Origin of the sequence: Pseudomonas sp. Marseille-Q5117, assembly GCF_946901175.1 — a bacterium.
In the GTDB taxonomy this organism is placed as follows: Bacteria; Pseudomonadota; Gammaproteobacteria; order Pseudomonadales; family Pseudomonadaceae; genus Aquipseudomonas; species Aquipseudomonas iranensis.
The window spans coordinates 142,467-157,778 of sequence record NZ_CAMPPP010000012.1 but is presented as its reverse complement, the minus strand read 5'-3'; the positions used below and the strand labels follow the sequence as shown (position 1 = coordinate 157,778).

The 15,312-nt window shown below is 59.5% G+C and carries 7 protein-coding genes; 6 read left to right on the top strand and 1 reads right to left on the bottom strand.

Annotated features, from left to right (window positions below; translation table 11 throughout):
- Positions 1 to 46: 46 nt before the first annotated feature.
- From dusB to OC605_RS19120, 6 genes are all read left to right on the top strand, one after another.
- Positions 47 to 1,057: a tRNA dihydrouridine synthase DusB gene (gene dusB / locus OC605_RS19145; RefSeq protein ID WP_262138816.1), complete on the top strand. Its 1,011-nt coding sequence runs from the start codon at positions 47 to 49 to the stop codon at positions 1,055 to 1,057.
- Positions 1,054 to 1,374, top strand: a complete 321-nt coding sequence (fis, locus tag OC605_RS19140) for a DNA-binding transcriptional regulator Fis (RefSeq protein WP_002555375.1) — start codon at positions 1,054 to 1,056, stop codon at positions 1,372 to 1,374. Before dusB ends, fis begins: the two co-directional genes overlap by 4 nt.
- Before the next feature lie 83 nt (positions 1,375 to 1,457).
- Positions 1,458 to 3,065 (top strand): bifunctional phosphoribosylaminoimidazolecarboxamide formyltransferase/IMP cyclohydrolase, encoded by a 1,608-nt coding sequence (gene purH / locus OC605_RS19135; RefSeq protein ID WP_262138814.1) that lies wholly within the window; start codon positions 1,458 to 1,460, stop codon positions 3,063 to 3,065.
- 147 nt (positions 3,066 to 3,212) lie between these two features.
- Positions 3,213 to 4,508 (top strand): phosphoribosylamine--glycine ligase, encoded by a 1,296-nt coding sequence (gene purD / locus OC605_RS19130; protein WP_262138812.1) that lies wholly within the window; start codon positions 3,213 to 3,215, stop codon positions 4,506 to 4,508.
- Positions 4,509 to 4,607: 99 nt separating this feature from the next.
- The gene (locus OC605_RS19125) at positions 4,608 to 7,385 is read left to right on the top strand and encodes a hybrid sensor histidine kinase/response regulator (RefSeq protein WP_130928948.1); all 2,778 of its coding nucleotides are present in this window, start codon (positions 4,608 to 4,610) and stop codon (positions 7,383 to 7,385) included.
- A gap of 62 nt (positions 7,386 to 7,447) precedes the next feature.
- Positions 7,448 to 8,044 carry a MarC family protein gene (locus OC605_RS19120; protein WP_016771870.1) on the top strand — a complete coding sequence of 199 codons (597 nt, stop codon included), beginning with the start codon at positions 7,448 to 7,450 and terminating at the stop codon, positions 8,042 to 8,044.
- Positions 8,045 to 8,120: 76 nt separating this feature from the next.
- On the opposite strand, the gene OC605_RS19115 is transcribed toward OC605_RS19120, so the two are convergent.
- Complete coding sequence (locus OC605_RS19115) at positions 8,121 to 15,143, bottom strand: TcdA/TcdB pore-forming domain-containing protein (protein WP_262138809.1); 7,023 nt, start codon at positions 15,141 to 15,143, stop codon at positions 8,121 to 8,123.
- Positions 15,144 to 15,312: the final 169 nt, after the last annotated feature.

Here is a 15,312-nt window from a genome sequence, read left to right as displayed (position 1 = left end):
CCCTTTTTCGAACTCTCATGATCCGGCCCCACTTCAGGGAAGTCCTATGTCGGCGGTACGCATCGGCCCATATACATTGCAGAACGGTTTGATTCTCGCCCCGATGGCGGGCGTCACCGACCAGCCCTTTCGTCAGCTGTGCAAGCGTCTGGGCGCAGGGCTTGTAGTCTCGGAAATGGTCACCAGCGACATGAGCCTGTGGAATACCCGCAAGTCGCGCATGCGCATGATCCACGAAGGCGATCCCGAGCCGCGCTCGGTGCAGATTGCCGGTGGCGATGCGCAGATGCTGGCCGATGCGGCACGGGCCAACGTCGAACTGGGCGCACAGATTATCGATATCAACATGGGTTGCCCGGCCAAGAAGGTCTGCAACAAGGCCGCCGGCTCCGCGTTGCTGAAAGACGAAGCACTGGTGACCGAGATCCTGCAGGCCGTTGTGGGCGCGGTTGATGTGCCGGTCACCCTGAAGATCCGCACCGGCTGGGATCGCGAAAACAAGAATGGCCTGAACGTGGCGAAGATCGCCGAACAGGCCGGGATCACTGCGCTGGCCGTGCATGGCCGTACGCGCGCCGATCTGTACACAGGGGAAGCCGAGTACGACACGATTGCCGCGATCAAGCAGGCAGTGTCGATCCCGGTGTTTGCCAATGGCGATATCGATTCGCCGGAAAAGGCCCGATACGTGCTTGATGCGACCGGTGCCGATGGCCTGCTGATAGGCCGTGCCGCTCAAGGGCGGCCATGGATTTTTCGCGAGATCGATCATTTCCTGCGTACCGGCGAGAAATTGCCCGCGCCGGAACTGAGCGAAGTGGAACGCATCCTGCTGGAGCATCTGGCTGCCCTTCACGCCTTCTATGGCGACGTGATGGGCGTGCGCATTGCCCGCAAGCATGTGGGCTGGTATCTCGCAACCTTGCCGGGCGCCAGGGAGTTTCGCGCCCGTTTCAATCGTTTGGATGGTACGGAAACACAATGCGCCGACGTTCGGGAGTTCTTCGCCGAGCGTTACAAGAGCCTGACAGGGGACGAAGAAGGGGTGGCCGCATGACGATGATGACCGAGACTTTAGTGAGTGGAACAACACCCGTGAGCGACAACGTGAATTTGAAACAGCACCTCAACACGCCGAGCGAAGAAGGCCAGACCCTTCGCGGGAGTGTCGAGAAGGCGCTGCACAATTATTTCGCCCACCTTGAGGGCGCGTCCGTCACGGATGTGTACAACCTGGTGCTGTCCGAAGTCGAGGCGCCCCTGCTCGAAAGCGTGATGAACTACGTCAAGGGCAACCAGACCAAGGCCAGTGAGCTGCTGGGACTGAACCGCGGCACGCTGCGCAAGAAACTCAAGCAGTACGATCTGCTGTAAGCATTCAATCAAACCAGAAAGGCGCCCGCGTAAAAAACGGTCGCCTTTTTTGCTGACTTCCTTTGCTTTTGATGGAAATTGAGATGACCGACCAGACTACCCGCCTGCCGATCCGCCGCGCCTTGATCAGCGTTTCCGACAAGACCGGGATCCTCGAATTCGCCAAGGAGCTTGAAGCTCTGGGCGTCGAGATCCTCTCCACCGGCGGAACGTTCAAGCTGCTGCGTGACAACGGCGTTGCCGCAGTGGAAGTCGCGGATTACACCGGTTTCGCCGAGATGATGGACGGTCGGGTGAAAACCCTGCACCCGAAAATCCATGGCGGCATCCTCGGTCGTCGCGGTATCGACGACGCGATCATGAACGAGCACGGCATCAAGCCGATCGATCTGGTAGCGGTCAACCTGTACCCGTTCGAAGCGACCATCAACAAGCCAGGCTGCGACCTGCCGACCGCCATCGAGAACATCGATATCGGCGGGCCGACCATGGTCCGTTCCGCAGCGAAAAACCACAAAGACGTAGCCATCGTGGTAAATGCCAGCGATTACGCCAACGTCCTGGAAAACCTCAAGGCCGGCGGCCTGACCTCCGCTCAGCGTTTCGACCTGATGCTCAAGGCCTTCGAACACACCGCCGCCTACGACGGCATGATCGCCAACTACATGGGCACCGTGAACCAGGCCGCTGAAACCTTGAGCACTGAAGGTCGCAGCGATTTCCCGCGCACCTTCAACAGCCAGTTCATCAAGGCTCAGGAAATGCGCTACGGCGAGAACCCGCACCAGAGCGCGGCGTTCTACGTGGAAGCCAAGCCCGCCGAAGTCGGCATCGCCACCGCGACCCAGCTGCAAGGCAAAGAACTGTCGTACAACAACGTCGCCGACACCGACGCTGCGCTGGAATGCGTGAAGAGCTTCGTCAAGCCAGCCTGCGTGATCGTCAAGCACGCCAACCCGTGCGGCGTGGCGGTCAGCCCGGACGCTGAGGGCGGCATTCGTCAGGCTTACGAACTGGCCTACGCCACCGACACCGAATCGGCGTTCGGCGGCATCATCGCCTTCAACCGTGAACTGGATGCCGAGACCGCCAAGGCGATCGTCGAGCGCCAGTTCGTTGAAGTGATCATTGCCCCATCGGTCAGCGAAGAAGCCCGCGCCATTGTTGCCGCGAAAGCCAACGTACGCCTGCTGGCCTGCGGCGAGTGGTCGGCTGAGCGCGCCGCTGCCTGGGACTACAAACGCGTCAACGGTGGCCTGCTGGTGCAGAGCCGCGATATCGGCATGATCAGCGCCGATGACCTGAAAGTGGTGACCAAACGCGCGCCGACCGAACAGGAAATCCACGACCTGATCTTCGCCTGGAAAGTCGCCAAGTACGTCAAATCCAACGCCATCGTCTACGCCAAGAACCGCCAGACCATCGGTGTCGGCGCCGGCCAGATGAGCCGAGTCAACTCGGCGCGTATCGCTGCGATCAAGGCTGAGCACGCCGGTTTGCAGGTGGCCGGTTCGGTCATGGCGTCCGATGCATTCTTCCCGTTCCGCGACGGTCTGGACAATGCGGCCAAGGTCGGCATCACTGCGGTGATCCAGCCGGGCGGCTCGATGCGTGACAACGAAGTGATTGCTGCTGCTGATGAAGCCGGCATCGCAATGGTATTCACCGGCATGCGCCACTTCCGTCACTGATCCAACCCGATCGGAATGTGGGAGCGAGCCTGCTCGCGAATGCGATCTGTCAGCGACATTGATGTTGACTGAGACACCGTCTTCGCGAGCAGGCTCGCTCCCACATGAAACGCTTTTGCGGCGTCTACAGAATTTGAGGTTTTTGAAATGAATGTTTTGATCATTGGCAGCGGTGGCCGTGAACATGCTCTGGCCTGGAAAGTGGCTCAGGATCCGCGTGTGCAGAAGGTTTTCGTTGCACCGGGCAACGCTGGCACCGCTATTGAAGCCAAGTGCGAGAACGTCGCCATCGACGTGCTGGCGCTGGAGCAACTGGCTGACTTCGCCGAGAAAAACGTTTCCCTGACCATCGTCGGCCCGGAAGTGCCGCTGGTGGCTGGCGTGGTCGATCTGTTCCGCTCCCGTGGCCTGGATTGCTTCGGTCCGACTGCCGGTGCTGCGCAACTGGAAGGCTCGAAAGCCTTCACCAAGGACTTCCTCGCCCGCCACAAGATCCCGACCGCCGATTACCAGAACTTCACCGAGATCGAGCCGGCCGTGGCTTATCTGCATGAAAAAGGCGCGCCGATCGTGATCAAGGCCGATGGCCTCGCTGCCGGCAAAGGCGTGATCGTCGCCATGACCCTGGCCGAAGCCGAAGACGCCGTGCGTGACATGCTCGCCGGCAACTCGTTTGGCGACGCCGGTTCGCGCGTGGTGATCGAAGAGTTCCTCGACGGCGAAGAAGCTTCGTTCATCGTCATGGTCGACGGCAAGAACGTGCTGCCGATGGCTACCAGCCAGGACCACAAACGCGTCGGCGACGGCGACAGTGGCCCGAACACCGGCGGCATGGGCGCCTACTCCCCTGCCCCGGTGGTCACCGCCGAGGTGCATCAGCGCGTGATGGACCAGGTGATCTGGCCAACCGTGCGCGGCATGGCCGACGAAGGCAACGTCTACACTGGTTTCCTCTATGCCGGTCTGATGATCGACAAGGCCGGTAACCCGAAAGTCATCGAGTTCAACTGCCGCTTCGGCGATCCGGAAACCCAACCGGTGATGCTGCGTCTGCAATCGAGCCTGGTGCTGCTGGTTGAAGCCGCATTGGCGCAAGCGCTGGACAAGATTGAAGCGCAATGGGATCCGCGTCCGAGCGTTGGCATCGTGCTGGCCGCTGGCGGCTACCCGGGCGACTACGCCAAAGGCGCAGCGATCAACGGTCTGGACGCGGCGGCATCTCTGGAAGGTAAAGTCTTCCACGCCGGCACCGCGCTGAAAGACGGACAGGTCGTTACTGCCGGTGGTCGTGTACTGTGTGCAACGGCCATGGGCGCCACCGTCGGTGAAGCTCAGCAGCAAGCCTACAAACTGGCCGCTGCCATCGACTGGGAAGGCCGCTTCTATCGCAAGGACATCGGCTACCGCGCCATTGCCCGTGAACGCGGCGAAACCCAGGAGTAAGCGATCCATCAGGCCCGGCGCGGGATGCCATTCCTCGCCGGGCTGTTCGGTCGTCGCGCATCGTTATATTCTGGCATCAACCTACGAAGGGATTTCGCCGTGCGCTGGCTCAGGATTGCCATAAGCTTCACCGTCACGCTGATGACCTTGCTCTGCATGCTCCCGGCCCAGGCCGCGCAAGGCAGTGGCTGGTCGGTATTGCTTGACGATCAGGGCATCCTGCAACTGAGCGACATCCGCTCCGCTCGCTACACCAATCAATTCAGTCCCATCGAGCTTGACCGCCTGACCGCGGCCGAACCCGAAGGCGCCCTGTGGCTGCGCTTCAAACTGGCGCCGGGCAAGCACGAACAAGTGCTGCGCATCTTTGCCCCCGACCTGTCACAACTCAATCTCTACGTGCTCGACGGCGACCGGCTGATCGAGCAACGCAATACCGGCAACGAACGGCCGCAGGCCGAACATCCGTTGCCGAGCAGCGATTTCATGCTGCCGCTGCCCCAGGCTGACAAGCCGCTGGACGTCTACGTACGCATGGTTTCCGGCCATCAGCTGCGCCCGCACATCACCCTGCAAGCGGCAATCGAAGGCGCCGCCGATCAGAAGCAGACGCTGATTTTCGGCCTGCTGTTCGGCTGCCTCGCCATGCTCCTGCTGCACAACCTGGTGCGCTACGCTTACTCGCGCTCGCGCAGCAGTCTGTGGCTGGCGATCTGTGAAGGCCTGCTGGGGCTGAGTCTGTTCCTGTTGCTCAATCTCGCCGGTCCGTGGCTGCCGAACTGGCAAGCCATTCAGACGCCGGGCGCTTATCTGGCACTGCTGCTGACCGCCCCAGCCGGGTTGATGTTCGCCCTGCGCTTCTTTGCGCCACTGGGCCAGCACGCGCTGAACAAACTGCTGTGGGGCGACATTCTGTTGATCGTCACGTGCAGCCTGTTGCTGCTGTTCGTCAACACCTTGCCGCTGAACATCATCACCTACGCACTGGTCGCACTGGCCGGCCTGAGCATGTTGCTGGTGGGCTTCTATCACTGGCAGAAGGGCTATCGCCCGGCGCGTCTGTTCGTCGCCGCCATGGTCGTGTTCAACATCGGCACGCTGGTTATCCTGCCGGCGCTGCTGGGGCTGACACTGGTCACGCCGCAAGGCCTGATCATGACGCTGATGGTGTTCATCTGCATCAGCGGCCTGCTGATGAGCATTGCCTTGGGCGAGCGACAGCGCAGCATCACCGAAAGCCGTTTCAGCATCAGCCGCGACCTGGCGGCAAGCAACGCCGAAATCAACGCCAAAGCCGAATTCCTCGCCAAGATCAGCCACGAAATCCGCACACCGATGAACGGTGTACTGGGCATGACCGAGCTGCTGCTGGGCACGCCGCTGTCGGTCAAGCAACGCGATTACGTGCAGACCATCCACAGCGCCGGCAACGAACTGCTGACGCTGATCAACGAGATCCTCGACATCTCCAAGCTCGAATCCGGGCAGATCGAACTCGATGACGTGCAGTTCGACCTCAACGCGCTGATCGATGATTGTCTGAGCATCTACCGGGCCAAGGCCGAGCAACAGAACGTCGAGCTGATCAGCTTCATCCAGCCGCAAGTGCCACGGGTGATCAGCGGCGATCCGACGCGCCTGCGCCAGACCTTGCTGAGCCTGCTGGAAAATGCCCTGAAGAAAACCGAAGAAGGCGAAGTGCTGATCGTCGTTGCACTGGACGAGCGCAGCAGCAAACCGCGCCTGCGCATTGCCGTGCAGGACAGCGGCGTGCCGATGGAGCCGGAAGAACGCGAGGCGCTGCTGCACGCCGAATTGCACAGCAAGCACTTCCTCTCGGCCAATCGCCTGGGCGGCAATCTCGGCCTGGTGATCGCGCGCCAACTGATTCGTCTGATGCAAGGCGAGTTCGGCATCAAGAGCGGTGCCACTCAGGGCAGCACTTTGTGGCTGACCTTGCCGCTGGACCCGGATCGCCTCGAACATCCGACCTCCGATCTGGACAGTCCGCTGCAAGGCGCACGGGTACTGGTAGTCGACGATAACGACACCTGTCGCAAAGTGCTGGTACAGCAATGCAGCGCCTGGGGCCTGAATGTCAGCGCCGTGCCGTCGGGCAAGGAAGCGCTGGCGCTGCTGCGCACCAAGGCGCACCTGCGCGATTACTTCGACGTGGTTCTGCTCGACCAGAACATGCCCGGCATGACCGGCATGCAACTGGCCGCGAAGATCAAGGAAGACCCGAGCCTGAACCACGACATTCTGCTGATCATGCTCACCGGCATCAGCAACGCGCCGAGCAAGATCATTGCGCGCAATTCGGGGATCAAACGGATTCTGGCCAAACCGGTGGCCGGTTATACGCTCAAGACCACGCTGGCGGACGAACTCAATCAGCGCAACAAGGGCCAGGTGGTGTTCCAGCCGCAAGTCGTTACGGCAGCCACTGCTGCGAAAGTGCCGAGCGACTTCCGCATCCTCGTCGCCGAAGACAACACCATCTCGACCAAAGTGATCCGTGGCATGCTCGGCAAGCTCAATCTGCAACCGGACACCGCGAGCAATGGCGAAGAAGCGCTGCAAGCGATGAAGGCCCAGCGTTACGACCTGGTGCTGATGGACTGCGAAATGCCGATCCTCGATGGCTTCTCCGCGACGCAGCAACTGCGCGCCTGGGAAGTCAGCAATCAGCGCATCCGCACACCGATCGTCGCCCTCACCGCGCACATTCTCGCTGAACATAAAGAACGCGCCCGCCAGGCCGGCATGGACGGGCACATGTCCAAACCGGTGGAGCTGTCGCAACTGCGTGAACTGATCGAGCATTGGGTCGCCGAACGCGATCAGCAGAACCGGGCCACGACCCAGCCGTCGTAAACCGACAGATTGTCCGGTGCCTGATAGACTCCCCCCGACTCCATCGCCAGTGAGCTTGCATCATGCTCCATGTGTTGTTCAGCGTTTATCTGAAGATGCTGGTGCTCTACAGCCCGTTCTTCGTGTTGTCCTGCTTTATCAGCCTGACCCGTGGCTATTCGCGCAAGGAACAGCGGCGTCTGGCGTGGAAGGTCGCCCTCGCCACACTGATTTCCAGTGTTCTGCTGTATTTGTTCGGGCGGGTGATTTTCGATGTCTTCGGCATCACCGTGGACGCCTTCCGTATCGGTGCCGGCAGCGTGTTGTTCATTTCCGCGCTGGGCATGGCTCAGGGCAAACCGGCGGTGCAGGCCGATAACGTGCAGCAGGACGTGACCATCGTGCCGCTGACCATCCCGCTGACGGTCGGCCCCGGCACCATCGGCGCCTTGCTGGTAATGGGCGTCAGCCAGCCGCACTGGGACGACAAGCTCACCGCAATCATGAGTATTGCGCTCGCCAGTTTCACTGTCGGCGTGGTGTTGTATCTGTCGAATCGCATCGAGCGGATTCTTGGCGATCAGGGCTTGCAGATTGTCAGCCGCTTGATGGGATTGTTTGTCTGCGCGCTCGCGGCGCAGATTATCTTTACCGGCGTGAAAGGATACCTGGTGCCCTGAACGATAGTGAAAGCCAGCGCAAAAAACGCCGCGGACGGCAACGTCCGCGGCGTTTTGTTGTGCAGAAAGTTAGAATTCAGCGCAGCGCTTCAATCACGGCGGCAAGGCTGACAATCGATTCGCCATCCCGCACTCTGGCAAAAGCGTGCAGTCCGGCAGCAAGTGCGAAGGTGGATTTCCCACTTGCAATGCCAACCGTCAGCTCCAGCAAACATTGCTCGTTAAAATTGCGCACGACCAGACTGCGACCTGTATCCGAATCGCTCAGCACCACATCTGCAGCGACCTGCGACATCAACCAGTGTCCACATTCATCGACGTCCAGATCAAGCAGCCAGGGTTCGGCTGCCTCAGTATCAAAGCTGCGACGCACATCGACCACAATGCAATCCAGGCGCTGCCAGGCTTCTTGCGATACGCGATATCCCGAGGTTTGCGGCCCGTAGGTCAGCAGCAGCCTAGCGACGCCATCGGGCAACAATGCCGAGATATCAGTCATGTCATCGCGCACCTCCAGCGCCATGACTTCCTCGTCGCGGCTGGCGTAGCTTGCGGGCAGCCAGACGCCGTTAATCGGCCCGGCACTGAAAATCAATTGATCAACCGGATCGAACAGCAGCGGTTGGCTTGCCTCGCGAGTGCCAAGAAAGACCGCCCACTGACCATCGCTGCGCCCTGACAGATCAAACAGCCGATCCAGCTCCGGCAGGTAATATTTGTAGCGATTCGGGAGGCTTTCGACATGCAGAACCGGGGCATGGGCCTGCCCGCTCAACAGCGTTTTCAAGCGTGTCCGTAGTTGCTCCTCAGTCTGACCATAAAGATAAGACCAGCGGTTTTCCACACCCATTATCTTTGCCGGCTGGCGATCCTCCAGCAGCATATTCACACCTTCGCGAGTTTGCCCCACCAGCGCTTCGCCTTGCCGATGCACTTGAGCGAAGGCCCATTGCGACCAGACCTTTTCGGTACTGGCCAACGGCTCAGGGCTGATTAACCGATGCCCCGATGCAAAGGCCCCGCGCAGCGTATCGAGCTCAATGAGCGGCTGACGATAAAGCTGCCCCGCTGCGACATCGAGCAACCAGACGGCTTGCTTGTCAGGGGTCAGCCCGAGCAGCGCCAGCTCTTTCCCGGGACCGATATCGGTCAGCACGACTTTCTCATCCACGCACCACGCTGCCATCAATGCATGACCGGCCAGACCGCGCAGACCAATGATCGGGAACGGCAATCCTTTGGAATCTTTCGCCAGCGCAGGCAAAGCACTGAGCCAATCAGGGTTTTGCCGTAGCCAGTGCTCACCGAGGCCGGCAAAACCGAGAATCCCGGGTTTGTCCTTCTGATTACGCCATTGCTCATCGCTTCTGTTAGTCAGGGGAGGCACGTCGATGATCGCGACTTCATACAGTCGACCATCACTTTTGGTCGCAATGCACTGCTTGTCGGTCTGGGTAACGTCAACCACGTCGCGCTCGATCACTATATTTTCAAAATGACCGATGCTCGGCTCGATGCCGCGACTGATGGTCTGCTCCTGCTGGCTGTAGAACAGCACCGCATTGTTGTCAGCAGCGGGCGGCATCAGCAGCAACAGGTCCTCAGGCCAGGACAGATTCTGCGCTGCCTGGCAGCGTTTGCCCGTCTTCTTGTTGATCCAGGCGCGATCTTGCAAGCGCAGCCCCGCATAACCTTCGACGACGATGAACGGAGCAAAGGCGAACTCGCTGATACCGGCGGCCATGGCCGGCGTGTCGTCCTGAAAAGGGATATCGATTTGTCGCAAGGCTTCATCCGGCTGAAACCGGTAATCCTCAGCGGAAAAGGTGATTCTGCAGCGGGTCAGTTCCACGGTCTGATCGGTGATCCGGTATTCGATGGTGGTCACGCCAAAGGACTGCTCCTCAGCCAGCCTCTGCGATACGCGCAGAGAGCCATCGCTTTGTTGCCGGCATTCGATGATGGTTGAACCGATCCGGGGATTCTTCAAACGGTAGCGATGCATAACGCTGCCGGTGAGGATATCGACCCGCCACAGCGTTGCATGATCGGGGTGGTAGAACCATGCGTGGCGAGCACTGACGCCACCGAGTATCAGGCCGTCGTTGACCTCATGCGGAACATTGCGCGCATATAGAACGCGATCGCGCGCGGTATCGTAATAGCCTGTGGTAAAGACCGGCTCGCTCCCTGAGCTGAACGGCACACGGAACTTGCGCAACGGCACAAAGGCCGCCGTTAATTGCTTGTCTTTGACCTCTTTGCGCAGGTAGCTCAGAACCCGCGACGGGATCGCACTGCTCTGCGCGCCGGCATCCTTTTCATAATCGAGGGTGATAGCCACCAAATGCAGACTGCGGCTCGACCAGTCAATCCGGAACAGCCCTTCGGCCAGCTCGATAACACCGTCGAACTTGTTCAAGGTGATGCCATCGACGAGCATTTCAGGCGCGCTGTCGATGCTTTCGCGAAAGCTCACTTGGGCAAAATCTGCCCACGCCGCATGCACCGTCCAGACGACCTTTTCCCAGCCCTTCGCTTGTTCGAAGTTCACTGCCAACAGACCTGGCGCGAGCCGAATCTGATACTGCCCCTGGGGCGCCGTGATCCGGTAACTGATTTTCTTCTGCCACGCCTGGGGTAGATCCGGGACGACCAACTGGCGCACTTGCACGGTCAATTGCACCTTGACCGATGTGGCGGTATAGACCGGGTGAAGTTTGAACAGGATGTGCGGCAGAAAAGGCGTGCTGAACAGATAGAAGGTCCGATTGCCGTCAGCGTCATATTCCAACCCATGCGCCAGGCGATCATGCAACTGCGGATAGCGGGTGGTGGAAAACGGCACGGCCCCGGCACTGCCCAACTGATATTCGTAGCCGTAATGGCAGATTGGCGAACACGGCAACACGACAGTCTCGGGCAGAGAACCCCAGACACTGGCGGCGGCAGGACGCTCGAATGCTCTCGGGATGTTGATCGATTTGTGTCGATTACGCGGATCATCATCGTACTGCGGCAACTCCAGATCACTGCCCGTCCAGGGGTAGAATTTCTGCCCCTCGAACCCGATCCTTCTGCTCTGCAAATTCACTTCGGTAATCACCGCCATCGGCGGAAACTGCAGTACTCCAGCTTTGGCCTCATAAGTGTTCTGATAGGCATCATGCAGCTCGGACAGATGCATCCCGACCGCCGCAGCCTTGTCCATGATCTGCCCCAGATTGCTGGCAATTGCGGTAACACCTATGCCGATCCCCAGCAGTGGCACAGACAGCGCTGCTGCCACGACGCCGACCCCGCCGCCCACGGTCAGGGCAACCAGATCCAGACCCAGCGCTGCGACGTTGAACGCCAGTGACGTGGAAAACCGCGAACGCTGTTCAGCGTTTTCCGCCAGCGACAGGTTGTAGATATCAAAGCCGATATTGGCCACGGAAAAGGCGATGCCGAGCCCGGTTGCGGCTTGACCTGCAAGGCGACCGGACAGCGATGCCTGACGAATTGCCTGTTCGCTCGCTGCTACCTGTCTGACCAGACGGGCGATCTGTACGACATCGCTGACAACACCAAAACCCAACTGTGCATAGCTGACATAGACCTGCACCTGCAGGGCGATGGTCAGCCCCGGAAGTTGCTCGTCGGCCTGGTAATCGCGCCGGCGCATTTCGCTGATGAGCGTCTGGATCGCAAAGGCGAAACTCAGACGACTGCCGCCATCGGATTCAGCGGCCGGGCCTGGCTTGCCGGCCCCGGCACGGACCAGTTGATCGACGTATTTTTTAACCTTGGCGAAACGAGAGTCCTGGGTAATGACCTCCACGGTTCTTTGCGGATGGCGCGAATCGACCAAGGTCATGCGGTAGCCGTCATCGGCGCTGTCGCTGAGGCTATCGAGTACCGGCGAATACTCGCGCCCGAGCTTGTGTTCGCTGCGTAACCGCTGGCTCGCCTGCTCGAGTTCCCCGGCCCAGAAGCGCGCATCCAATTGAGCCAGGCCGGCGCCCATCCGCGCGTTTTCCGTCAGCGAACGCGAGCGAGCCACCGCTTGCTTCGCCCAGATCGCCGCAACGTGGTGATCCGCCCCCGCCGCTTTGTGCCAGAAACCATCCACGCGTAAATCCGACGACAGCATGCGTGCGGCGATCATCGCGGTATCCAGTTCGACTACATTGAATCGCGCCGTGGCCATATCGCCCAAGCCGTAAAGCCTGGCCAGCGCATTGTCGCCCGCACTCAGATAATGCTCCACGCCCTGCTTCATGTGCTCACCATCGGCGAACCCGTAGAGCGCAAAGTTTGGATCGTAAAAGCGATAGACGGTTTGTTCCGCCACCTGCACTTTAGCCAACAGCAACGCATGATCACCGGTATCGAGCAGCAGGACCGCGGGCACCGCGCTAGCGTCGAGCACACGCAGTGCGCCGTCAAAATCGTGCGCGCCTCGAGCGGTGCCGACATCGCGGGAGGGCAAGGCGCGCAGTTCATCCAATGCGCTGAGTAATGCCCGCGAGCTGACGTCTTCCGGACTCGCGTTGGCGGTAGCGACATGTCCCACCAACGCTCGCTCGGCCGTTTCGCCAGCAGCCAGCGCCGCGCCCATCAGGAGCGCCAGCGGATAGCAACGCCGGCCCGGCTCGCCCGCGTTGCGCATCAGCAGGTCCTGCGGCAACTGCCGGGCCGAGACCGCACCGGCCTTGAAGAACGCATCACGCACCTGCCCGCTGCGCTGGAGAATCTGCGTGCGAAATTCCAGTTGCGCGGTGCGGTTGATCTGTTCGATACGTTCACCCCACTGGCGCAACGTCAATGGTTCGGCCAGCGCTCGAACCTTGAGCTCGCGCGCCGCCTGCGTCGACGACGGCAGATGGCGCGCAGGCCCGCTCTCGGATACCAGCGACAGACGTTGGCGCACGGCTTTTTCGATCGCATCGTAGCGGGCGAACGTGCCGTCGTTGTCCGTTTCAATGGCGAGTTTGCGCACGTTCTGCCAGGTATCGGCGAACCCGGCATCGTCCAGACTCGTCGCGCCGAAAATGCCACCGAGCATGACCCGCGTCGAAGGGCTCAGTTGCTCCAGCAGCAGCGAGCCGTGGGCGATGCGGCTGAACAGTTCGTTGAGGTGCCCGGTAGAGTCGGCGCCGAGGGATGTCGGCAACTGGGTCTCCGGTTGCGCGATGATGCGCTGGCGGCTGTCGAAGTCGATGGTAAACGCCTTGTCGAAGGCAATGTCATCACTCTTGTCGCGCATGGCCTGAATGAACGGCTCACCCAGATCATCCATCAACTGCTGCAGGACCGACGTCAGCAGAACCGGTTTTCCCTCGATAACGGGCCAGCCTTGTTTGAAGGTCAGGGTCTGTGGTTTCAGCAAGTCGTTCAACTCACCGGCATAGCGCGACTTGAGCTTGCCGGTTCGCCACTTGTCCTGCTCCCGGGCCAGCCAAAGATCTTCGTCGTCATTGACGGTCCAGCCAGAAATCGTCTCCTCTTCAGTGTGAAAGTTATATCCCTCGGCCAGCTTCAAGTGCTCTTGAATCGCGTTTTGATCGCGCTGTAGAAGATGGGTTTCTATATAGTTTTTTACGCCGGTAATCGCAGCGCCCGGTCCCGTTAGATTAATAGTGCCGCGGGCGGCGACACGAATCCCGTCGCTGTAATATCCGTTAACCGCCTCGCTCAATTTGCCGAGGAAGTCCCGAAATGTATGCGTAAGTTGCGCGTCGCCAAATTTTTCGCGCCACGCGTTCTCTATGACATCCAGCAATCTGCTCGGCTGCGACCAATCAATTCCTGACGCCATAGCCCGACTCTCCACAGAGTAGAGAAAGTCATAGTTGAACCGAATCAGTTGCATGACTGCGAGCGTCATACCGCTTTGTGGCTGCGCCAACATATGAGCGTTCATCTCTCTGCCAATTTGCGTGCCCATGCGCAAACCGTGTGCAGAACTAAAGAAGTCGACTGGCGCGGTAAATATACGTTCGATGCCTGGCCTACTCTCTGCAAACGCAAGCAACGCAGTTTTGTCCCCAGCAGGCAAGGTTTCGGTGGAGTCTGCATAGCGCAAACGATCACGACCCGGCATCAACGCTTCATCATGATTGAGGAAAAGCTGCAACAACCCCAGCCGCTGTTGGTCGTCATATTGACTGATATCAACACCGCCCGGTTTCTCTGCGAGCGGCGGCAAATAGTCCATGTCGCTGTAACGACCGCCCTCCAGGTGCTCGGCCTGTAATCGCACGACATCACTTGCGGCTGCGAAGTTACCGCGCATGGCTACTTCGCGTTGATAAACGTCCCGCAAAAAGTGCCCGGAAAACTCGTGGCGAACATCGCGCAACTGCAAGTCGCTGCCGACCATTGCCTCGTGGGTCAGCATGCATTGCTTGAGGAGGGCATCGAGGGTCGCCCGATCTTTGCCATACGCGCGCACCATCAAGTCAATCCGCGCGGCATCCTCTTTGCCCTGCCAACGCGGCTGCGCCAGATAAGCGAACATTTGCTGCTTCAGTACACGCGCACGGTCTTCGATCATTTGCGAAAGCCGGGAGGCCTTGGTGACCTTATCGCCACCCGACTCCATCGCATGAGCGCGCGCGCTGTCATGAATAACCCTGTTCATCTCGAAAGCCAACAATGCATCGCTGTCATACCAGAGGTTGAACCGGTAACCCTGAGGTTCAAGCACTTGGCGCCAGATGTTCATGTAATCGCGCTGGTTTGCCCCCACCTGACTGCCGCCGACCCAAACAAAATGCATGATTTTCGGCACCGGCCGCGCCGTGCCGCCAAGGATGTCCAGCGTCGCGGACAACCGGGCAGCGGTGTCCTGCAGTTCGCTTCGCACTGTTTCGATTGCTGCCGGCAACGGCGACGTTTTGCGCGTTGCAAGTGCCTCGATATTTTCGCGCAACAGGCTGATCACCTGGAGTTCATCCGACACGGTTAATGACGCCAACGAACTTTCATACAGCGCGGTCAGCGCCGCGTATTCACGAGTCTTGGAAAACTCCTTGAATGTTTCTTTCAGGGTCGCGTAATCCTTTCTCGAAATAAACGGGTCTGCTTGAATATTCACTTTATCCACACGCATAAACTTAGCCCTTGATTAAAAACTTAATCCGGGCGAAGTTATTGCGCCTAAGATGACACTTCAAACAGTAAACACCGCATTTGATTACACGGGAAATATGTTAAAACAACTGCTCTGATTCTATGTATGATCCTGCAACTCATCAGCGCCGGCAGGCTTACCGGAAAAA

Coding starts and splice junctions, on each gene's coding strand:
- dusB (WP_262138816.1), top strand. CDS start 47: ATGTCGGCGGTACGCATCGGCCCATATACATTGCAGAACGGTTTGATT.
- fis (WP_002555375.1), top strand. CDS start 1,054: ATGACGATGATGACCGAGACTTTAGTGAGTGGAACAACACCCGTGAGC.
- purH (WP_262138814.1), top strand. CDS start 1,458: ATGACCGACCAGACTACCCGCCTGCCGATCCGCCGCGCCTTGATCAGC.
- purD (WP_262138812.1), top strand. CDS start 3,213: ATGAATGTTTTGATCATTGGCAGCGGTGGCCGTGAACATGCTCTGGCC.
- OC605_RS19120 (WP_016771870.1), top strand. CDS start 7,448: ATGCTCCATGTGTTGTTCAGCGTTTATCTGAAGATGCTGGTGCTCTAC.
- OC605_RS19115 (WP_262138809.1), bottom strand. CDS start 15,143: ATGCGTGTGGATAAAGTGAATATTCAAGCAGACCCGTTTATTTCGAGA.